This is a genomic window from Sulfurimonas aquatica, assembly GCF_017357825.1.
GTDB classification, from domain to species: Bacteria; Campylobacterota; Campylobacteria; order Campylobacterales; family Sulfurimonadaceae; genus Sulfurimonas; species Sulfurimonas aquatica.
Genome location: NZ_CP046072.1, coordinates 1,560,995 through 1,581,833, shown reverse-complemented (window position 1 = coordinate 1,581,833; position 20,839 = coordinate 1,560,995). Strand labels below are relative to the sequence as shown.

Below are 20,839 nucleotides of genomic sequence, written 5' to 3'. Positions count from 1 at the left end.
AGTATTAAAATGAAAATAGTTATATTTGACATGGATGGTACCCTAATAGATTCTAAAAAAGATATAACACTCTCTATAAACCATATACGAAATCTTCATTATAATCTACCTCCTCTTGAAGAGTCTTTTGTAGTGGAGGCAATCAATCAGGGTGTACGAAACCTTCCAAAGCTTTTTTATGAGACAGAAGTTTATGAAGAGTCTGATCGCGCTGTTTTTGAAGTTCATTATAAAGAGCAATGCACAAAAAATCCATACCTTTACGATGGTGTTCATGAGACTTTGCACAAGTTAAAAGAAGCAGATGTTAAGCTCTCTGTAGCCACAAATGCACCTACTATTTTTGCTCAGACTATGCTTTCTCATTTAGAGGTTGACCATCTTTTTGATGTAATCATCGGAGCAGATAAGGTGAGTGCTTCTAAGCCAAGTCCAGAGATGATACATGAGATTTTAAATCATTATAGATACGATAAGTCTAGAGACTTAGCTTGGATGGTTGGCGATAACTCCAAGGATATCCAGAGTGCTCAAAATGCAAACATAGATGCACTCTTTGCTACATGGGGATTTTCTCCAGAGACTGAGCATGAAAAAATTGTACAAACACCACATGAGATATTGAGCATTGTTTTATAAATAATTATGATAAAATAAATTATATTAATAGTGGAGATATAGATGTTAGATAATGATTTGCTCTTAACCTTTGCATTTATGGCAGTCCTTTTTTTAAGACAAGTTTCAATACTAAAGCAACCAAACAAGATAAACTATGCTCCAATTATGCTTGGTATTGGCGCAATAAGCAGTGTTGTGCATTTCATTATCCACCCAGATATTAGCAATGTCGTTTTACTCCTTCGTGAATCACTCTTTCCTCTTCTTGTAGCTCTTTTACTCTATATCGTTATGAATATTTTACATCAAACGCAACAGTCGGAAAACTCACGAACGCAGGATGAGTTTACAAAGGTTTTAGTAAATGAGATATCACTACTCAAAACCTTTATAGCAGAGCTTGAAGAGAGGATGTCGGACTCACATAAAGAAGATCTACTCGTTCAAGAAGATATTCGTACAAAAATTCAAGATGACATTAAAGTTTTAGGAAGTATACAATCCAACCAAACTGACTTCTTTGAGCGTTTTGATGATATGGAGTCATGGCATAAAGAGGTAAGCAAAGGATTTACACACTTTAGAGAAGTTCAGATGCCAGAGCTTGATGATGTAGTCCATAAGCATATAGATATTTTAAGAGTAGCAGAACAAGACCACTACAATAAACTGACAAACTTTTTACAAACTGCAGTGAAGAGTAGAGGAGATATCTCTGAAGATATAGATGATCTTAAAGCTACTCTAAGTGAGATGAAAAGATTATCCAATGATATTTCTCGCTCAATAATTGAGCAGACTACATCAAAGCTATCTGGTGTTACAAAAGCCTTTGAAGGTCAACTTACCTCTTTAAAGTCTCATACTGAAGGTATAAAGACATCACTCTCTGAAACTGATAATACACTCGATGGCATTAGAAAGCAAAGTGAACTCATAATGAAGCAGATGCTTCTTTCATCTAAAAATATGGATGAGTTAGAGAAGAAAAATAGTGGGCTACATGATGTATATACAATGCTTCAGGATATCGTAAAAGACGTTGAACATATCCGATCTGACTATGTTAAGTCTCAAGCACAGCTTACAAGTATCTCACACGAGTTAGCAATCTCTAAAGAAGAACAGATTATAGCAATGAAGGGGAGAATAGATGACTTAAGTGACTCTCTCTCAAGTAAGATAGATGAATCATTGGCAAAACTTCATGAGCATTATCGTATAACAGGTGATGATATTACAAAAAGCGTACAAGTCCTTGCAAAAAAGGCACAGCTACAAAAGGGTTATACTGAATTAGATACTAAATAGTTTACTCTAGTATAGATTATATTGATTTTTTATTTTAAAGTTATATAATATATATAGCAAGAGAAATATTTAGATAAAAAGGTTATTTATGAGAGTAGTAATCGTAGGTGGTGGTATTGCCGCTGTATATTTAGCTAACACTCTTAAAAAGAAAGACTCCTCTTTAGAGGTAATGATTCTGAGTGATGAAAAGTTCCCTCCTTATGATAGAATTCATCTATGTCGTTTGGTTGATGATGACAATTTAAATGATGAGATTGCTCTTTATCTTGACCCTACCGTTAATCTTGAACTTAATCAAAAAATTGATAGAGTTGATAAAAAAGCTAAAAGAGTTTTTTCAAGCACTTCAATGTTTAGTTACGATAAATTAATTATCGCGACCGGTTCCCTTCCAATATCCCTCTTTAATATCGACAATATTACAAATGCAGCAGTATTTAGAAGTGCTGATGATTGTCAAATAATCAAACAAGCAGATTCAACTAGCAACTTTGTAATGATAGGTAGTGGTCCTATTAGTCTTGAGCTCCTTGAAACTCTAAACAGCGTTGAAAATGTAAAGAAGATCACTCTTATAGTCCGTGGTGAGCATCTTTATGATAAAAACCTATCAAGTGATTCAATAAAAACTATAGAAAAGTGTTATACAAGTGGTGGAAAAATTGAGATATCTTATAACGATGAAATAGTAGACACGACTATTGAGAATGAAAAAATAACACTACTTAAAACTAAAAAACTAAGTTTTAAAAATCCTTTTTTATTATTTGGGACTGGGATAAAGCCAAATATAGAGTCCTTTAAAGATACATTTAAATGTAATAAGGGGATATTAACGAATGACTATATGCAAACAGATGATGAAAGTGTATATGCAGTTGGAGAGTGTGCAGAAGTTCAATCGAATAATTTTGTAGCTGGTCATGTTAAAGATTGTACGCTCCAAGCTGATTGCGCCATTTCTCATATTTTGGGTAGTAAACTACAAGAGTTTAAACGAGAGGTTAGTATTGACATGTTGAAAGTTGGAGAGTTTGATTTAGTTGACGTTAACTCGCCAAACTTTGCACAAGGTTTTGAGAAAATAGTTATTGCTTCAAAGAAAGACAATCGAATAGATGAGTACTTTTTAAACAATGACAAACTAACGCGATTTATAGGGATTAACTCTAATGTTGACGTTGGATATATACAAAAACTTATGGAGACGCAAGAAGAGGTAGATATAAATTATCTATATCAAAATAGACTCATAGGCGAAAGAGGTAGATTGGTTTGTAGTTGTGAACATACTTACCAACAAGATATAGTTGATATAGTCGCCCAGAGTGGTGTAAGCTCATTTAGTGAACTCTCAGGCTTCTCACAAGCGGGAAGAGTGTGTGGTAGATGTAAGGTTATGGTTCAAGATATCATAAAAGATTCTCAAGGCCTTATAGATAAAAGCATAGTTCGAAAAACTCCAGACGATATAAAAAGAGAAAAAGAGATAGAAACAGTCCGTCGTAGAATAGAGAAGTTTAATTCCATCAATCCTAGAAATGAATTAAGTGTAGAAAACCTTGATGCCGCAATGGACTCATTAGACATTGCTAAGTCAGAGGTCAATAGTTGGATATCGATGGTAACTGCAAATATGCAACTCCATCCAAGTTTTGAGCAAGTCGTTGAAGGCGCTCTTTGTAATCTCAATAAAGTACCTATCATTTGGTTGGAGTTGGCTGACTGTAGTGGAAACTCTGAAGCCTTTATAAAATCTACAAATCCCGCTATAGAAGATCTCATATTTGACTATATATCACTTGATTACCATGAACTCTTGATGAGTGCGAGTGGTGATAGAAGTGAGACTATTTTAGAAGATATTATAAATACTCAAAAGGGTGAGTATATTTTAATAGTTGAAGGTGCTATCCCTATGGCAATGGATGGAAAGTTTCTTCGCATTGGTCCAAAAGGCGAAACTGGTATAGCTCTACTTCAAAAGTGTGCTAAAGACGCAGCTCTTGTTATAGCGGTTGGTTCATGTGCTTTAGATGGAGGGATAGTAGCGGCTGAGCCAAATCCAACAGGAGCGGTAGGCGTAAGTGAAGCTCTAAATAGAGATGATATTATTAATCTTCCAGGCTGTCCGACTAATCCTACAAATATAGTTGGTACGCTTCTATCATATGTCATGTTTGAAGAGTTACCAGCTCTAGATAAGTTTAATCGTCCTTTATGGGCTTATGAGGGTAGGGTTCATGATAACTGTGAGAGACGTGGTCACTATGAGCTAGGAGAGTTTGTACAAGAGTGGGGAGACGATGGCGCTAAAAAGGGATACTGTCTTTTTGAGATGGGTTGTAAGGGTCCATATGCTAACGTAAATTGTCCTACTATGAAATTTAATGGTGGCACTAGTTGGCCTGTTCAAGCTGGACATGGATGCATGGGCTGTACCGAACTTGGATTTGTGGATAAGTTTGCAAATGAACGCAAGTATGAAGATGAGGAGAAGAAGTAATGACCACTAAAAAAATTGTTATTGATCCCATTACAAGAATAGAGGGGCACCTTAGAGTTGAAGTAGAAGTAGATGAAGATAATGTAATTCAAGACGCCTTTGTAAGTGGACAGCTTTTTCGAGGAATAGAGATTATTCTTAAAGATAGAGACCCAAGAGATGCGGGACTTTTAGCTGGAAGAATCTGTGGCGTTTGTACCAACTCTCATTTTCGAGCAGCGGTTACGTCCGTTGAAGACGCATACAGTCTAACACTTCCTAAAAATGCTGAGATTATAAGAGACTTGATGGCCATGGCACTTTTTATTCAAGATCATGTAGTGCATTTTTATCATCTTCACTCTTTAGACTTTGTAGACGTTGTAAGCGCGTTAAACGCTGATGCAAAACTCACATCTAAAGAAGCTCATAAGTATCATAAACAGCCATATAGAAACTCCCACTCTCACTATGAATCTGTTTTAGAAAAACTTGCAAACTTTGTTAAATCAGGAAAGTTAGGACCGTTTGCAAATGGTTACTGGGGACACAGCGAGTATAAACTTAGCTCTGAGCAAAATCTTATACTCCTTTCTCACTATCTTGAAGCTCTGAAGTTCCAAACAAACATTAGCAAGGCCGTAGCTATCTTTGGCGGTAAAACGCCACACCCTCAAAGCATTGTAGTTGGTGGCGTTACAAGCGTAGCGGATATGCTAAATCCTCAAAGGCTTAATGATTATATATTTATCATTAAAGAGGCTAAAGAGTTTATAGATAGAGCTTATCTTCCAGACATGAAGTTACTGGCTATCGCATATCGCGATGATATAAAAGCCGGCCTTGGTCGAGCCAATGGTAACTTTATCTCTGTTGGTGGTTATGCGTTTGAAGATAGAAAACTATTTAGCGATGGCGTTATATACAATCACGATTTTCAAAACATTGAAGATTTTGACGAGAGTAAAATCACAGAAGAGATAGACCGTGCATGGTACAAAGACAATCCACTTGATAATGAGATTTGCTATACGGATTTAAATGAAGACGGCTCTTTAAAAACTGCAAAAAATGATGATAAATACTCCTGGATAAAAGCGCCTAGGTATGATGGTAAGGTTATGGAAACCGGCCCTTTAGCAAGAGTGCTCATTAGTTATAAAAAAGAAAATGGACTGATAAAACCCTTTGTGGATGAGTTTTTAAAAGATAGTGACCTGGAGTTAATGGACCTCTCGACAGCCATAGGAAGAAACGCGGCAAGAGCGATAGAGAGTAGTTATATATGCGAATACATTTTTAAATTAGTCTCAAACCTTATACAAAACATTAAGTATTACGATACTGATACTTGGGTGAAGTTTGATTTTGACACTTTAGAAAAAAATGTAAAAGGGAGAGCTTTTTTTGAAGTCCCACGTGGGATACTCTCTCATTTTGTAAATATAAAAGAGGCTAAAATAGAAAACTTCTCTGTCATCGCCCCTACAACGTGGAATGCTACTCCAAAGAACTTTGATGGCGTTAGAGGCGCTTATGAAGAGGCGTTAGTTGGTTTGAAACTCCAAGATAGAGAGGCACCCTTAGAGGTACTAAGAGTAATCCACTCTTTTGACCCTTGTCTGGCCTGTGCTGTACATGTTATAGATACAAACGGAGTAGAACTTAGCTCTCATAGGGTAAACACCCTCTAAAGAATTTTATTAAACACATTCAACTTTGAAGTATTTTTTTAATAAAAATGGAGGTATTACAGTGGTAACTATAATTACAAAAATAAGAATTGCATAAATGTCATTTGCTAATATCCCATTTACTCTTCCCATCTCAGCAAAGATGAGGCCAACTTCACCTCTTGGTATCATTGATATACCAATGATAGTATTATTTCTTATAGACTTTTGAAAAATAAAAAAAGCTCCGAGGAACTTACTTATAAAAGCTATAAAAATGAAAGAAATAGCCATAGTCCAAAAATAGGATGATGTGAAATCTATGGTGCTCAAATCAACGGACAATCCAACCATAACGAAAAATATAGGTGTAAATATTTGAATGATTGGTGTCATACTTTTTTTGACTTCGCTCAGTAATCCGTCGCTAGTACTTAAAAAAGCACCAAAAGGTAAGAAAAATCTACGTGAAAGCGCTATTCCAGCTGCAAATGAACCTAAGATAGCAGGGGCTCCCACTAAATGTGAAAAGTATGAAAAGAGTAATATAAGAGATATGATGATAGTTGGAATATAGCCTGGCACTAAATCTTTTCCATGAAATCTTTCGATAATATAAGATAATATTCTTGCTAAAATCGGAGCTAGTACTAAAAAGGCAAGAACCATAAACGTTACTGAGAGGGTATGTTGGTAGCTAGTTTCATGTGAGATGGAAAAATCATAAATAAATACTAATAGTATAATTCCTATAATATCATCTATAACTGCTGCACCAATGACAATATGGGCTATATTTGTATTTTCCATTTTAATGTCTTTGAGTACTCTAACGGTGATTCCAATACTAGTGGCCGTTAAGGTACCACTTATAAATAAAGATATGTCAAAGGATAATTCAAAAATATAATAAGAAGTTAAAAATCCAAATACAAAAGGCAGAATAACACCAAGAATAGCTACAACAAAAGATTTTTTACCGGCATTTTTGAGCCTAGTATAGTCTGTTTCTATACCTACTTCAAAGAGAAGCAGAATGATACCTATTTCAGCTAATATTTTTAAAACTTCAGTAGGTTGTACTATGCCTAAAATTGATGAGCCTAATAGTATTCCTGCAAAGAGCTCTCCAAGAACTGAAGGTATACCAATCCTCGCAAATAACTCACCTAAAAATCTTGCTACTATTAAAATTAAAAAAAGTGTTAAGAAAAAATCATGAACTTCCATCTGCTAGTATTCTCCTACTTTTTTATTCTAACTCTAATTGCATTAAATACATATCTTCGCCATCTATAACTTTTACATCGAGACTCTCACACTCTGGACAACGGTAGTAAATATCTGTAAGTTCTGTTGTAAGACTGCACTTATTACATTCTATTGTTAGTGGCTGTATATTCATAATAAACGCAGCGCCATCACAAACGCCATTTTCTTTAAAGGTCTCAAACGCCGTCTCTAAAAGATGGGGCTCAACTCCGCTCATTTTTCCAATTTTAATGACAACCTTAGTGACTTTGATAGCATCATTTTCTCTAACATGATCCTCACACTGTTCTATGAGAGCTTGAACTATAGAGTACTCATGCATTTAACAAATCCTCGGGAGTAGTTCGCCTTTTGGTAACTCTAGGTAACGACGACTTCCCCATGCTGAATGGAGTATGACTTTTTTTGGTTTTTCATTGGTAACGCTACCTATATATGTCGCGTTTGAACTAAAGTCAAACTCTTTTAAAACATCTAAGACCTTCTCTACGTCATCTTTACTTACAGATAAAATAAAAGTTCCCTCATTTGCAAAGTCATACGCTTCAAAACCAAGCATTTCGCATATTCCCTGAACTTCATCACATACGGGAAGTTTTTCTTCCTCTACTTCTATACAGACGTTTGAACTAAGAGCCCACTCATTTAAAACAGCTGCTAAACCACCGCGGGTTGCGTCTCTTAGAGCGTTTACTTTAATGCCAGAGTTTATAAGAGCTTCAACGGCAGGCCATAGAGTCTCACAGTCACTCTCTAAATCACTATCTAACTCTATTCCTTCACGTGCCGCTAATATCGTAGCTCCATGTCTTCCAAAATCTCTAGAGACGATGATGGCGTCTCCCTCTTGTATATTGTGAGCGGAGATGCCATCTGTTTTAAGTGCTCCTATGCCTGCGGTATTTATGAAGATTTTATCGAGTGAGCCTTTTGGAACAACTTTTGTATCACCACAGACTATTTTAGCTCCACTCTTAGCAAGTTCATTTTTCATTGTTATAACGATTCTCTCAAGCTCTTTAAATGAAAAACCCTCTTCGATAATAAACGAAGAGCTAAGGTAGAGTGGTTTTGCTCCCATCATGGCGAGGTCGTTTACAGTTCCCGCAATTGCAAGTTTACCGATGTCGCCACCTTTAAAGAATATGGGACTCACCGTAAAGCTATCCGTTGTAAACGCGATAGTCTCATTTATATGTAAAATAGCCGCATCTTCAGCCTTTAGAAGTATCTCATTACTAAAGTGCTTGTAGAATAGGTCACTTATGAGATCATTTGTCTCTTCTCCACCGCCACCATGAGATAGTTGAATAGTTTTCATTTAAATCTCTCCAAATCTATAATAAGCGTTACATGCGCCTTCACTACTAACCATGCAGCTTCCAAGTGGTGTTTTAGGCGTACAAGCGGTTCCAAATACTTTACAGTCGTTAGGTTTAGCAAGACCTTTTAAAATGGTTCCACAGATGCATAGTTTATGGTCGTCTATAGGCTCAGTTGGGAGTATGTCTGCAAACACTTTTTCTGCATCATACTTAGAGTACTGCTCTCTTAGCTCTAAGGCGCTATCAGCTATATCGCCAATGCCTCGCCATCTAAAGTGACCTCTTGGCTGCATATAGTGTTCTATGAGCTTTTGAGCTTTAGTATTTCCCTCTAAGCTTACAGCACGAGAGTATTGAATCTCTACTTCGGCACGATTCTCATTTTTTTGTTTTACAATCATCAAAATTGCTTGCATTACATCAACAGGTTCAAAACCGCTTACGCTCACGGGAGTATTGTATTTTTCTGGCAGAGGAAGGTATATTTTTGCTCCACTAATCACGCTAACGTGAGATGGACCTATGAATGCGTTTATTTTTGCTTGACCATCTTGCATAATCGCTTCAATAGCTGGTGGAACAAGTACGTGATTTATGTGAAAGTAGAGGTTTGTTAATTTTTTCTTTTCTACCATTTGGAGTAGAGCGGCCGTCATTGGTGTAGTAGTCTCAAATCCTATGGCAAAAAATATAACTTTTTTATCAGGATTCTCCTCTGCAACTTTAATCGCGTCAACGGGAGAGTAGAGTGCTCTTATATCACAGCCATGTGAGCGCTCCTCTGCTAGAGAAGTTTTTGAGCCCGGGACTCTGATCATATCTCCCAATGTAAGGAGTATTGCGTTTTCTACGTTAGCCAACGCTATGGCATGATCAATCCTCTCTTTTGGCATGATACAAACGGGACAACCCGGTCCATGGATAAACTCTATACTACGAGGTAAAAGCTGTTTAAGACCATACTTCATAATGGTATGAGTGTGACCGCCACAAACTTCCATGATATATAAAGGCTCTTTTAACTTGAGTGCCTCTTTATTGATCTCACCCGCTAAAGCTCTTATAGTTTTTGGATCTCTAAAAGCACTATAAAGGTCTTTGAGTTTAAGGTTCAAGATTGCCCTCGATTTGAACAGTTGTCATCCCCCAGGGGAGCCTCTCTGGCTTCGCCATTTACCTTCTCATCTTCAATAAGCTGTCTCTTCTCTTCTTCTTCCATTTTTTCAACTATCTCAGCATAGAGTTCGAGACTATCAAGGGCGTCTTTTTCATCAATCTTATTCATAGCAAAACCTACGTGAATTAAGATGTAATCTCCAACACCGACATCATCACCCATCAGGTCTAAACTTACTTGGCGTTTAACTCCCATAGTGTCGACTGTGGCGTTATTGTCTTCATCTATTTCAATGATTTTAGAGGGAATTGACAAGCACATTAACGCATCTCCACTTTAAATTTAATCCAATCAGCAACTTTTTTAATTGAAGCTTCGTCTTTTATATTGACCTCTAGTATGTCTACGTTAGGTTTTATTTTTCTAGCTTCTTCTTTTTCTCTTTGTATATCATACTCAAAATGAGGAAGAAGGTCCGTTTTTGTAAAGAGAATCAAATCCGCTTGTCTAAACATTACCGGGTACTTTGCTATTTTGTCTTCTCCCTCAGGAATTGAGACAAGCACTATGTTTAAGTGACTCCCAACGTCATAACTTGCGGGACACACAAGGTTTCCAACGTTCTCAATGAAACATACGTCTATCTTCTCTAGGTCCATCGCGTGAAGGCCTTTGTGAACCATAAACGCATCAAGATGACATGCGCTTCCCGTTTGAATCTGGTAAGCGTCTATCCCCTTTGCTTTTAGTCTATCTGCATCTCGCGACGTCTCTAAGTCACCCTCTATAACGCCATATTTAAAACCTGCTATGTCATGCATCTTCTCTAGTAGAGTCGTTTTCCCACTACCAGGTGAACTCATCAGGTTTATGGCAAGGACTCCATGTGAATCAAAGTGGGCACGATTATGTCCCGCTTCATGGTCATTTTTATCTAGTATCTTTGTGATGACCTCTATAGTTTTTTTATCATTTAACTGAGGGTTATGATGAAGCATTTCATGAGCCTCATGGTGTTTGTGTGAGTGGTTATGTTCGTGAGCGTGTGTATGCTCCGTTATGCTACATCCGCAATCTTTACACATAGTTTTTCCTTTATCCTAAAATCATACTGCTACCAGCAGCGAGTGAAATAAGACCAGCTGTGGCGAAAACTCGTCTTACGTTTTTTATTGAAGTTAAAAATCTCTTATTGACATATAAAATTACCATTCCAAAGAGTAAAAAGATAGAAGAAACTCCTAAAACAAAAACCCCTATCACGCTCAAGTCGATACTACTTGATTCTATCATCCCTAAAGTAACAAGCATGCCACGCACTCCACCAATACCCATAAGCGCTCCAATGCTTAATACGGAGAGGGTCTCTTTTTTATCATGAGAGTGTTCTGATCCAAACCAAATATGCGTATGTTTTTCGCCATTATGCTCATGTATTTTGAGGTGAATGCGGTTAGAGAGGGCCATATAGATTAGGTATAAACCAATACTGATGATAACCATAGAAGAGATAATGTCTCCATACTCTGTAAGTTGAGCGGGAATTTCTATAATGCTAAATAGTTTAGCAAATAGAAAAAGCATCAATCCATGGCCTATGGCAAATGCGATAGTAATTAAAAAGGTTTTTCTCATACTTTTACCAATAGAAAAATCGGCAATAACACTAAGGTGATCAGGAGCAAACGCATGTAAGACTCCGTACCAAAATATAATCATTAAACCTAATTCCATAAAATATTTTCCTGATTTCTTAAATTATTAATCTATTACTATTATAGATTCTTTTTTTAAAACTAAGCTAAATAATCTCTGATTAATCAATATTAGTTGTAAAGCGCATAACAAAGCTGTCCTAATGCAATCCCACCATCGTTAATTGGGCTCTTTTCTTGCATATAACAAACCCGAGATCTCTTCTTTAGTTGTTTGAGTACTCTTTGGAACAAGGTCCTGTTTTGAAATACTCCACCGCTAAACAAAACCGGAAGATTAGGATAAAGGTCTGAGAAATCACTAATAATAGCTACTAAAGTATTTATAAAACGATCTGGAATATCTTGTTTAGTCGCATTTAAACTGAGTGTGATAATTTCCTTTATCATAGGCTTGATATCAATCAGACCATTAGAGATGGCATAGTTAAATGGCAGAGCTTTTTCATCAAAACATAAAGATTCTAGTAAGAGACCACTCTGTCCCTCATAATCAGTGATTTGTAAAAGTCCAGTAAGCGAAGCTACAATGTCAAAGAGTCTTCCCATAGATGAAGTTAAAGGGCTATTGAGTCTTTTCTCCCAAACTTTATGGAGTGTCTTTATCTCGTTTGAGCTAAAATCTGAAAATAGTTCTAAGTTTAGTTTATCTTCTATATCTGAGCCATAACACTCAAACAGCATAGAGAGCGCCATACGACGAGGCTCTTTAATGGACAAACTTGAACCTAAAAGAGGTAAGGGCATCATATGTCCAACTCTCTTGGTAGTGTTTCTATCACATATCATTATCTCTGAACCCCAGAGACTCTTGTACCCCAGGGCACCCTCTTTGGCTTCGCCATTCATCTTGTCCTCTCCATATCCAGTTCCATCAAAACTAAACGCCAAGACTTTTTCCTTTAAATCATGCTCCATCATACAGGCTAAGATATGCGCATAGTGATGCTGTACTTCTGAATGTATTACATTTTTAGATTTAGCCCATTTAGAGCTCATATAGTCGGGATGTTTATCGCAAATAATTTTTTCACTCTCAAAATCATAAAAATGTTTGAATGTTTCTATAGTCCTCTCAAAGTATTCAAATGATTCAATTGACTCTAAGTCACCAATATGAGGAGAAAGTATTGCGGCATCGCTATTTGATAGTGCAATCGCGCTTTTTTGTTGCGCTCCGACAGCGAGAATTTTTTGAGAGTTGGAGTTCTGTAGAGGGATACTCAGTGGAGCGTAACCACGCCCTAAACGCAGAGTCTGCATTTCGCCTTCTACAACTTGAACAACCGAATCATCGACTGCGTTTATAATCTCTCTATCAAAATCTAAAATAGCGTCAACTACACTCCCAAGATTATCTCTTATCTGCTCGAATGTGCGATATATTGGCTCATTACTTCTGTTAGCGCTCGTGGCTACTATTGGGAAGTTGATATGTTCAAATAACAGGTGATGCAGTGGAGTATAGGCAATCATGACTCCTAATCTTTTTATATCTGGTGCGATCTCATTTGAGAGAGAAGTTGAACTATTTTTTTCAACTATAACTATTGGTCTCTCTTTTGAGTTTATAAGTTCTCTCTCTTTTTCATTACAGATAGTATGCTCTTTTACACTATTAAGATCTGAGAACATTACGGCAAAAGGTTTTTTACTGCGTTTTTTTCGCATTCGTAAGTCTTTTACAGCTTCATCATTTGTTGCGTCACAGACTATATGAAATCCACCAATCCCTTTGATAGCGACAATTTTACCTTGTTTTAAAAATCTAGATATTTCTTCTATAGCCTCGTTTTTTTCACAAAGAAGAGTCTCTTTATTGTCATAAAGTCTAATGGATGGTCCACAATCATAACAGCTAATAGGCTGTGCATGGTATCTTCTGTCTAATGGATTATCATATTCAGCTTGACAGTTTTTACACATAATAAACTTATACATAGAGGTGTTTTTTCTATCATAGGGTAGGGTGTTTATAATAGTGTAACGCGGTCCACACTCCGTACAGTTTATAAGAGGATATTTGTAACGCCGATTCTCTTTTGAATTCATCTCATTTAGGCACTTGTCACAGATGGCTATGTCAGGCGAGACTATGGCTCTTTTTGTATCTGAGTGGTTACTCTGAAGTATCTTAAAGTCTTTATACTCTTTAAATGTTCCATTTTTAATTTTAAGAGAGTCAATACGGGCTAGGATAGGAAGTTTTGTTTTTATCTTTTGAGTGAAGTTATCTATATCTAAGGGTCTGCCTTCTACTTCAACATAAACGCCATTACAATTATTTAGTACATAACCATGAAGTTCATGCTCTAAGGCTAAGGTATATATAAATGGGCGAAAACCAACCCCTTGAACAATACCTTTTATGGATAGTTCTCTATTCACTCCCAAGTGTCACCGCACCTGCTGCAATATTATCGCCATCAAGGCTCAATCTTTTATTTCTATAAATCTTGTAGTTTGGAGTAATAGAGTTGTATGTTCGCATAAGAAGTTGATGGTTTTCAAAAAGAGAACCACTTAGTAAAACTCCTTCTATTGCAATATTCCCATCGGCAAATTCCGCTTGTTCAGCTATAAAGTCTGCTAAAGAGTCGATAAAACCAAAACTAAGTAGGTACTCATCCACTCCAGCGAGTTTAAAACTAATACATGAGCGAATCGCGAGTCTTGGGTCTACTCTATAACCATCACTATTTTGTTTCATAATTTTATAATCAATTCTAGGACCTGATTTTCCTTGAAATTCCAGTGCCGCCGCTTCTAAGTGTTCACATGCGATAGCTGTCTCTTTAGTAGTTGTAAGGCCGATAAAGTATGCCGCCATTGCCCAAAGTTTAGATATAGAGGAGTTGGCGTTACTCTCTTGTGGAGTAATAGTTAGAAGAGTTGCATAAAGTTCTGGATGAGCATTTTCAAAATTCTTCATTAGTCTTGCTCCCTCTTCATCCATACTTCGTATCGCTTCTATCATCTCTTTTGGAGAACTCAAATGCTCATCAACAAACTCTGCCATTGAGATATAGCCAATTTTAGAAGAGTAACTACAGATATCGGAGTCATGCTCTTTACTTAGATATATGTTACATATAGATTTTTCATCTAAGTCATTTTCAAGAACTATTGAACGTAGAACACCATGGGAAGCTTTAAAAGTAATTGCATTACTATTTTTATTTGGAGTGTTTTTTAAGGTAAACTCTACTGAATTTAGATTCTTAACATCTTTGTTTTTACCAAGAATCAATCCATCTTTATCTAAACAAGCCGTTACGTTGTTAAGAGTAGAACATATCTTGTGTTGGCTAGTAATTTCATGTTGCCAAGGGAGCATATCTCGTCCACTAGAGATGATAAAGTTCTCCTCTAAAGAAGATGAAACTCTTAGTGAAGAAGTATTGTCACAGTAGAGTGCGAAGACTCCTTTTTTTGAAAGCGCAGTGCTAAGAGCCAAGGTTATCTTGTCATCTGAGAAAAAAACTGGGTACATAGGTTTTTGTAGGCTGTTTTCATGGTAAAACATCACCTTAGGCTTTAATCGCACAGATGGTTTTTCAACTAACATCAGAGCATTAAGTTCGCCCTGAGTAATTGAGAAATATTTAGAGATATTAGAAGGGTCGCATATTAATATTGAAGAGTTTTTCTTTTCATCACTTGAGAGAAGTGAAAAATGTCTTTTTCCATTGAATGTGAGTAGTTCTAACTCCCCATTTTCAAGTAACTCCTCAGCCATATTCATAAATGATTCTTCTAAATTCTTACTCTCATTTTGAAACCTTAAAGGAATTGCCTCTTCATAATTTAGTTTAGTATCACTAAACCCACATACAGAGCACTCCTCAAATGGGTTGAGTGTTGTGAGAACTTTTTCTTGACACTTTAGGCAAAAGGGGACTTCATAGTATGATGAGTTTAGTTCATTTTTAGAAATACTTGAGAACTCATTTATCTCCTCAAGAGAAGAGCTAAGTAAAAAGAGCGACTGTGGTATAGTCGCAGATACTTTCTCGGCAAGTTCTTCTAACTCTTGTTGATTCCCTGACGCTTCTAAAATAAAGATATCTTTATCTACATAGTGGTTGTGACAAACAGAAGATGAGTTACAGATAGACTCTAATAGACGAGTAAATAGTCCATTATTATGAATATATTTAAATTTAAAAGCTATCTGCATTGTTCTAATTTATATGAAGTTGAAATGATAGAGGAGATTGGCACATCACTTTTTTTACTTGACGTTAATCCTAAAGACTCTAGATGTTTTAACAAAGTCTCTTCCATTAAAGGGATGCTAGCAGAGACAGACTCAGAGAGTGAAAAGTCAGTTATCTCTATGATTGTAGGAACAATTCCCATAATCATGGTATCAGGACGATCTCCTGCTAAATCCATCATAGTCAATGTTTGAAGCATTTCAACTTCATGAGCACTTCCTTGCCAATTTACAGCATCTGGAACGGCATTAAAATTAAAAAAATAGAGCTCCCCAGCTTTAACACCTGGAGCGTTTATAGTATCTATGATAATAACGCGGTCGTACTCAACCATAATTGGGATGAGTCTCTGTGCTAAAGTCCCCCCATCAACAAAGTCAAGTTGATGCTCTCCTTGAAAACTATATTTTTGCTTCATATAGTTTACGAAGTGAACGCCAACGCCTTCATCTCCAAAGAGAAGATTTCCTATGCCAAGAAGAAGTATTTTCATTTATTATCGTCTTTCTTCTTGTTTTTAATAAGGTGATAGTCATACCCTGTAAACATTACGTCCACTCCACCATGCTTGAATCTAATGGCAGACCAAACAACCATATACACATGAATAGGAATAAAAATTAAAAATCCCCACATAGTTATGTGATGTATTAAACGCACTGTAGCAAGTCCGCCCATCATCTCTTCAAAAAATCTCATAGGCTCATATATCATTCCAGCAAATCCTGAATGGTATACATGCACATAAAGAATAAGTCCAGTAAGAGATGCTAAAACAATCATAAGCATTACCATCATGTACGAGAAAAATTGTAGGGGACCATACATCCCTTTTTTCTTTAACTCCCCAATGAAAAAGTAAGATTTTAATTGAATAATCCATGATTTAACACTCGAGATATCTTTAAATGAACGTAACTCACTTTTAGAATCTTTACCAAAGAAAAATAGAAATATTCTTAATAATCCCGAAGAGAGTAAAATAAACCCAAGTAGTACATGCCAGAATACCCACTCAGCATATACGAGTTGATCACTCGATTCTCCAGGAGAGAGAAAAGGACTAGCAATGTAAAAACCGGTAATTGCTAAGCCTGTAATAACTGATGCCCTTATCCAGTGAAGTAACCTATTTAGACTTGTATATACAAAGGAGACATGTTCGACTGCTTCTATTTCTTCATTATTCATTTTTTCTCCTCTCTAACAAGCTGCTCCGCTACCAAGCGGATTAACTTTATATTGACTGAGCTCTTGTCCTTTAATATCCATAACATGTACAGAACATGCCATACATGGATCAAAGGAGTGAATAACTCTAATCACTTCAAGTGGTTTTTTAGGATCTTCGAGTTTCAAGCCTACTAAAGATGCTTCATAGGGTCCTATTTGACCATTTTTATCCATTGGGCCTGCGTTCCACGTCGTTGGAACTACCGCTTGATAGTTATCTATGAGACCATTTTTGATTCTAACCCAGTGACTAAGCACTCCACGAGGCACTTCGCCAATGAAGCGACCCATGTACTCTTTAGTTGGATCAATCTCAAATTTTGTATATGTGCTGTCATCAGTTTTAAGGTTCTCTATAAGAGAGTTAAACGTAGTGATCGCATTATCTGAAATTAGCTTTGTTTGAAGCATTCTAGCCGCAGTTCGACCTAGCGTTGTAAAAAGTGCTCCTACTGGCAGACCGGTTTTGGCAAGAAAATCACCAACTTCTTTTTTAACTTTTTCATTGCCACGAGCATAATTTACTAGTAAACAAGAAAGGGGACCTACCTCGACGGCTTGGCCATCATATCTAGGCGCTTTTACCCAACTGTATTTGTCATTTGGATCAATAACTTTTGCAGCACCATTTACTGTATCACCATCTATGAAGCCTGTATACTTCTGAAGCGTCTCTCCATCATAAGGCTGTAGAGGTTCGTCTCCCTCATACCAAGCATGGGTAACATCCTCTTTTATCTTCATCTCATCAATGTCATAAACCTTACTAAGGTCGCCATCTTTTATAAAACCACTCTCAAAAAGGTTCTCAGTACGGTTTAACATCATGCCATCGGCTGCCATAAAGTTTTTAACGCCAAGTCCACCTAGAACACTTGGCTCAGTTGAGTAGGCTTCCGCAGCCATAACAACATCTGCATAGTAAGCACGGTCAATAAAATCTTTAACTATCTCATACTTAGATTTCCACTCTGCAAGTCTTGCAGGACTTAATATGTCTCTTACGCTTGTAACGCCACCAACTACTAGAGTCTGTCCATGAGGTTGCTTTGCCCCAAAGATTGCAAACATTTGAGCTGCAGTACGTTGTACTTCAAGCGCTTTTAAGTAGTGAGAAAGTGCTATGAGGTTCTGTTCTGGAGATAGTTTATAACTCTTATTTCCCCAGTATGCATTGGCAAAGGGCCCAAGTTGACCTTTTTCTACAAAGCCTGCTACTTTTTTTTGAACTGCAGTAAGCTCATCCGTTCCCGTTGCAATAGGAGAGTCAGAGTATTTAAACGCCAACTCTGAAGCTTTTTTTGGATCTGCACTTAGTGCTGATACTACATCAACCCAGTCAAGACCATGTAAATGATAGAAGTGAACTACGTGATCATGCATATATAGTGATTCATTTAAGATACTACGCACTAGCTGTGCATTGTATGGAGGAACAACTCCTAAGGCATTCTCAACAGACTCAACGCCCGCTTTATAGTGAGAGTACGTACAAACGCCACAAATACGCTGTGCCATTAGACCAGCATCTCTAGGGTCTCTGTTTTTTAAGATTAACTCTATTCCTCTCCAGAGAGTTGATGATGAGTATGCCTTTTGAACTACATTGTTTTCATCTACTTCTACTTCTATACGTAGGTGACCTTCTATTCTTGTTATAGGATCTATTACTACTCTTTTATTTGCCATCTTATTCTCCCTCCTGCTCATCACTGTTTTTTACAAACATACTTGCAACTGCATGTGCACCAATACCAAGAACCGTAGCACTAAGTAGTGTTGTTCCTATGTTGTCAACAGTTTTATTTAGGCCACCGACTAAGTGAGACTCTAAAGGCTTCTCAAGCGGACCCATAGTATCCCAAAAGTTTGGTTCACTACATCCCATACATCCATGTCCTGCTCCAATTGGCCAGTTTACATGTTGATTAAAACGCTCAGTCGAGCAGTTGTTAAACGTATATGGACCTTTACAGCCTTGTTTATATAAACACCAACCATCTTTTGCTCCATCATCACCAAAACTCTCAACAAACTCTCCCGCATCAAAATGTCCTCGGCGTTCACAAAGGTCGTGAATACGATTTCCATATGCCCATTTTGGACGACTGTATCTATCAAGTGCCGGAAGTGTTCCAAAAAGCAAAAAGTGCATCAATGTTCCCACTATATTTGCCGCGCTTGGAGGACAACCAGGTACATTTATAACAGGCTTATTAACAACTTTGTCAACACCTTTTGCTCCCGTAGGATTCGGTGCAGCAGCCTGGATTCCTCCAAAACTAGCACATGTACCTATAGAGAATATAGCAGCTGCTTTATCTGCTGCTTCTTGAACAAGACTTAGTCCCGTTTTTGCTTGGGCTCCTAAAGTAAGGTACATTCCATTCATTGCAGTTGGAACGCCACCTTCAACTAAAAGAATATATTTACCCTCATACTTTTTCATAGCATGCTCTAGGTTTTCTTCAGCCTGCCATCCTGAAGCTGCCATAAGCGTTTCATGATATTCAAGTGATATATGATCAAAAATAAGAGAGTCAACAGTAGGTGCATCTGAGCGTATAAATGCTTCACTACATCCTGTACATTCTGCCATATGAAGCCATATTAGAGGTAGCCTATCGGCTAGTTTTGCAGCTTCGGCAAAAAGTGGAGTAAATTGTGAGGGAAGAGATAGCATAGCCGTTATGCTGGCTGCCCATTTCATAAAGTCACGTCTATCGTAACCTTTTTTATCAAGCATACTCTCAATTGACTCTTCTTTAGTTGACTCTAAAGAAGATAGAATCTCGATACGCTCTTTAGCCTTTTCAAACATTGCATTAAAACCATCCATAACGACTCTCCTAATCTTGATTATTTACCATAAAAGTATCACCGAAAGATTACAATTTGTGATATCAATATGATAGCTATTACCAATGCTATCCCTAAATCACTTAAAGTAACTTTATTTTAAATATATATTAGTAATTAAATTAATAATTTTACATTAGCAAAAGTATGTGAGATTAAATAATTATATTTTGTTATAAGTGGATCTAAATCTATTTTACTCAGACTGTGTATTATTTACACACTCCAATGTGAAGAAATTGTGAATAATATACTTTTTAGTTATAAACAAGAGATATTCAAATACGATAGTTCTATCAGAATTTCTTATAAGGTAATCATAATCATTATATTAGTTTTTTTTATAACTATTGCAGTTGTTATCTCAGTAATAGATTGGAAAACAGAGATTATTCCAGATCGAATTATGCTCCCGGCAATAGTTCTACTTTTAATAATGAAGCAGTTTGAAAATAGCTTAGGATGGAATGAATTTATTGCAATAATAATAATTCTGATTATTTTTTTAGTTCCTATTGCCCTAAATATGGCATTTGGTGGTGGTGACCTTAGATTTGGTGCCTTTTGTGCACTTTTTGTAGGACTAGAACAGATAGGGTGGTTTGTAATGTTAGCTGGTGCTTTGCATCTACTACTTTTAACGCTACTAAAGAAAAAGAGCTTTGGTTTTGCACCGGCGATGAGTCTAGCCGCACTTGGTGCTTACCTTATAGGAAATATATGAAAAAAGTTATGCGTAAAGGTTCTATTGCAATTGTTCCAATAATGTTATCAATACTAGTTATGTTCTGGTTCATCTGGTTTTTAGGTGGAGAGAGTGAACAGCTTCAAAGTATTAGTGAGCATGAAAATTTACAACACTTGCAAGAGAATCTTTTAGTTGCTGCAGTCAAACGCCGCTATGCATTAGCTGAGGCTGATCCAAGTTTAACAGATGCAGAGCTTGATAGACTAGTTGATGACTACATAGACCAGGTGATGGTTTTAAACAAAATACAAGAATAA

General features: G+C 36.8%; 19 protein-coding genes. 6 read left to right on the top strand and 13 right to left on the bottom strand.

Annotated elements, in window-relative coordinates; genetic code table 11:
- The first annotated feature begins 9 nt into the window (after window positions 1–9).
- The 4 genes from GJV85_RS07595 to GJV85_RS07580 all read left to right on the top strand — a co-directional run bounded on the left by GJV85_RS07595 (window position 10) and on the right by GJV85_RS07580 (window position 6,114).
- Window positions 10–639 (top strand): HAD family hydrolase, encoded by a 630-nt coding sequence (locus tag GJV85_RS07595; protein ID WP_207560792.1) that lies wholly within the window; start codon window positions 10–12, stop codon window positions 637–639.
- 42 nt (window positions 640–681) lie between these two features.
- Window positions 682–1,932, top strand: a complete 1,251-nt coding sequence (locus tag GJV85_RS07590) for a hypothetical protein (protein WP_207560791.1) — start codon at window positions 682–684, stop codon at window positions 1,930–1,932.
- An 88-nt stretch (window positions 1,933–2,020) separates the two neighbouring features.
- On the top strand, window positions 2,021–4,441 hold the full coding sequence (locus GJV85_RS07585) for a hydrogenase small subunit (RefSeq protein WP_207560790.1): 2,421 nt from the start codon (window positions 2,021–2,023) through the stop codon (window positions 4,439–4,441).
- Window positions 4,441–6,114 (top strand): nickel-dependent hydrogenase large subunit, encoded by a 1,674-nt coding sequence (locus tag GJV85_RS07580; protein WP_207560789.1) that lies wholly within the window; start codon window positions 4,441–4,443, stop codon window positions 6,112–6,114. Before GJV85_RS07585 ends, GJV85_RS07580 begins: the two co-directional genes overlap by 1 nt.
- 9 nt (window positions 6,115–6,123) lie before the next feature.
- Here the strand turns inward: GJV85_RS07580 and GJV85_RS07575 are convergent, their stop codons facing one another.
- The 13 genes from GJV85_RS07575 to GJV85_RS07515 all read right to left on the bottom strand — a co-directional run bounded on the left by GJV85_RS07575 (window position 6,124) and on the right by GJV85_RS07515 (window position 19,814).
- Window positions 6,124–7,323, bottom strand: coding sequence for a cation:proton antiporter (locus GJV85_RS07575; protein WP_207560788.1), 1,200 nt, complete (start codon window positions 7,321–7,323; stop codon window positions 6,124–6,126).
- Between the two features lie 22 nt (window positions 7,324–7,345).
- Window positions 7,346–7,687, bottom strand: a complete 342-nt coding sequence (gene hypA / locus GJV85_RS07570; RefSeq protein ID WP_207560787.1) for a hydrogenase maturation nickel metallochaperone HypA — start codon at window positions 7,685–7,687, stop codon at window positions 7,346–7,348.
- Window positions 7,688–8,686 (bottom strand): hydrogenase expression/formation protein HypE, encoded by a 999-nt coding sequence (gene hypE / locus GJV85_RS07565; RefSeq protein ID WP_207560786.1) that lies wholly within the window; start codon window positions 8,684–8,686, stop codon window positions 7,688–7,690.
- Window positions 8,687–9,808 (bottom strand): hydrogenase formation protein HypD, encoded by a 1,122-nt coding sequence (gene hypD / locus GJV85_RS07560; RefSeq protein ID WP_207563169.1) that lies wholly within the window; start codon window positions 9,806–9,808, stop codon window positions 8,687–8,689.
- Complete coding sequence (locus GJV85_RS07555) at window positions 9,802–10,128, bottom strand: HypC/HybG/HupF family hydrogenase formation chaperone (protein WP_207560785.1); 327 nt, start codon at window positions 10,126–10,128, stop codon at window positions 9,802–9,804. Before GJV85_RS07555 ends, hypD begins: the two co-directional genes overlap by 7 nt.
- Complete coding sequence (hypB, locus tag GJV85_RS07550) at window positions 10,128–10,892, bottom strand: hydrogenase nickel incorporation protein HypB (RefSeq protein ID WP_207560784.1); 765 nt, start codon at window positions 10,890–10,892, stop codon at window positions 10,128–10,130. The genes GJV85_RS07555 and hypB overlap by 1 nt, the downstream gene beginning before the upstream one ends.
- 10 nt (window positions 10,893–10,902) lie before the next feature.
- Window positions 10,903–11,541 (bottom strand): hypothetical protein, encoded by a 639-nt coding sequence (locus GJV85_RS07545; protein WP_207560783.1) that lies wholly within the window; start codon window positions 11,539–11,541, stop codon window positions 10,903–10,905.
- A gap of 92 nt (window positions 11,542–11,633) precedes the next feature.
- Window positions 11,634–13,910 (bottom strand): carbamoyltransferase HypF, encoded by a 2,277-nt coding sequence (hypF, locus tag GJV85_RS07540; RefSeq protein ID WP_242689765.1) that lies wholly within the window; start codon window positions 13,908–13,910, stop codon window positions 11,634–11,636.
- A complete protein-coding gene (locus GJV85_RS07535) occupies window positions 13,903–15,702 on the bottom strand; it encodes a Kae1-like domain-containing protein (protein WP_207560781.1) in 1,800 nt (599 codons plus the stop codon). Before GJV85_RS07535 ends, hypF begins: the two co-directional genes overlap by 8 nt.
- Window positions 15,693–16,235, bottom strand: a complete 543-nt coding sequence (locus GJV85_RS07530) for a HyaD/HybD family hydrogenase maturation endopeptidase (RefSeq protein ID WP_207560780.1) — start codon at window positions 16,233–16,235, stop codon at window positions 15,693–15,695. Before GJV85_RS07530 ends, GJV85_RS07535 begins: the two co-directional genes overlap by 10 nt.
- A complete protein-coding gene (cybH, locus tag GJV85_RS07525) occupies window positions 16,232–16,933 on the bottom strand; it encodes a Ni/Fe-hydrogenase, b-type cytochrome subunit (RefSeq protein WP_207560779.1) in 702 nt (233 codons plus the stop codon). The genes GJV85_RS07530 and cybH overlap by 4 nt, the downstream gene beginning before the upstream one ends.
- A gap of 12 nt (window positions 16,934–16,945) precedes the next feature.
- Window positions 16,946–18,664: a nickel-dependent hydrogenase large subunit gene (locus tag GJV85_RS07520; RefSeq protein WP_207560778.1), complete on the bottom strand. Its 1,719-nt coding sequence runs from the start codon at window positions 18,662–18,664 to the stop codon at window positions 16,946–16,948.
- 1 nt (window position 18,665) lies between these two features.
- On the bottom strand, window positions 18,666–19,814 hold the full coding sequence (locus GJV85_RS07515) for a hydrogenase small subunit (RefSeq protein WP_207560777.1): 1,149 nt from the start codon (window positions 19,812–19,814) through the stop codon (window positions 18,666–18,668).
- A 261-nt stretch (window positions 19,815–20,075) separates the two neighbouring features.
- On the opposite strand from GJV85_RS07515, the gene GJV85_RS07510 reads away from it, so the two are divergent.
- Together GJV85_RS07510 and GJV85_RS07505 are read left to right on the top strand one after the other, a co-directional pair.
- Entirely contained in the window at window positions 20,076–20,558 is a 483-nt protein-coding gene (locus GJV85_RS07510; protein ID WP_207560776.1) for a prepilin peptidase, read from the top strand.
- Window positions 20,555–20,839 carry a hypothetical protein gene (locus GJV85_RS07505; protein WP_207560775.1) on the top strand — a complete coding sequence of 95 codons (285 nt, stop codon included), beginning with the start codon at window positions 20,555–20,557 and terminating at the stop codon, window positions 20,837–20,839. The genes GJV85_RS07510 and GJV85_RS07505 overlap by 4 nt, the downstream gene beginning before the upstream one ends.

Bases quoted from the DNA above. Each gene is read 5' to 3' on its own strand.
- GJV85_RS07595 (WP_207560792.1), top strand. From the start codon at position 10: ATGAAAATAGTTATATTTGACATGGATGGTACCCTAATAGATTCTAAA.
- GJV85_RS07590 (WP_207560791.1), top strand. From the start codon at position 682: ATGTTAGATAATGATTTGCTCTTAACCTTTGCATTTATGGCAGTCCTT.
- GJV85_RS07585 (WP_207560790.1), top strand. From the start codon at position 2,021: ATGAGAGTAGTAATCGTAGGTGGTGGTATTGCCGCTGTATATTTAGCT.
- GJV85_RS07580 (WP_207560789.1), top strand. From the start codon at position 4,441: ATGACCACTAAAAAAATTGTTATTGATCCCATTACAAGAATAGAGGGG.
- GJV85_RS07575 (WP_207560788.1), bottom strand. From the start codon at position 7,323: ATGGAAGTTCATGATTTTTTCTTAACACTTTTTTTAATTTTAATAGTA.
- hypA (WP_207560787.1), bottom strand. From the start codon at position 7,687: ATGCATGAGTACTCTATAGTTCAAGCTCTCATAGAACAGTGTGAGGAT.
- hypE (WP_207560786.1), bottom strand. From the start codon at position 8,686: ATGAAAACTATTCAACTATCTCATGGTGGCGGTGGAGAAGAGACAAAT.
- GJV85_RS07555 (WP_207560785.1), bottom strand. From the start codon at position 10,128: ATGTGCTTGTCAATTCCCTCTAAAATCATTGAAATAGATGAAGACAAT.
- hypB (WP_207560784.1), bottom strand. From the start codon at position 10,892: ATGTGTAAAGATTGCGGATGTAGCATAACGGAGCATACACACGCTCAC.
- GJV85_RS07545 (WP_207560783.1), bottom strand. From the start codon at position 11,541: ATGGAATTAGGTTTAATGATTATATTTTGGTACGGAGTCTTACATGCG.
- GJV85_RS07535 (WP_207560781.1), bottom strand. From the start codon at position 15,702: ATGCAGATAGCTTTTAAATTTAAATATATTCATAATAATGGACTATTT.
- GJV85_RS07530 (WP_207560780.1), bottom strand. From the start codon at position 16,235: ATGAAAATACTTCTTCTTGGCATAGGAAATCTTCTCTTTGGAGATGAA.
- cybH (WP_207560779.1), bottom strand. From the start codon at position 16,933: ATGAATAATGAAGAAATAGAAGCAGTCGAACATGTCTCCTTTGTATAT.
- GJV85_RS07520 (WP_207560778.1), bottom strand. From the start codon at position 18,664: ATGGCAAATAAAAGAGTAGTAATAGATCCTATAACAAGAATAGAAGGT.
- GJV85_RS07515 (WP_207560777.1), bottom strand. From the start codon at position 19,814: ATGGATGGTTTTAATGCAATGTTTGAAAAGGCTAAAGAGCGTATCGAG.
- GJV85_RS07505 (WP_207560775.1), top strand. From the start codon at position 20,555: ATGAAAAAAGTTATGCGTAAAGGTTCTATTGCAATTGTTCCAATAATG.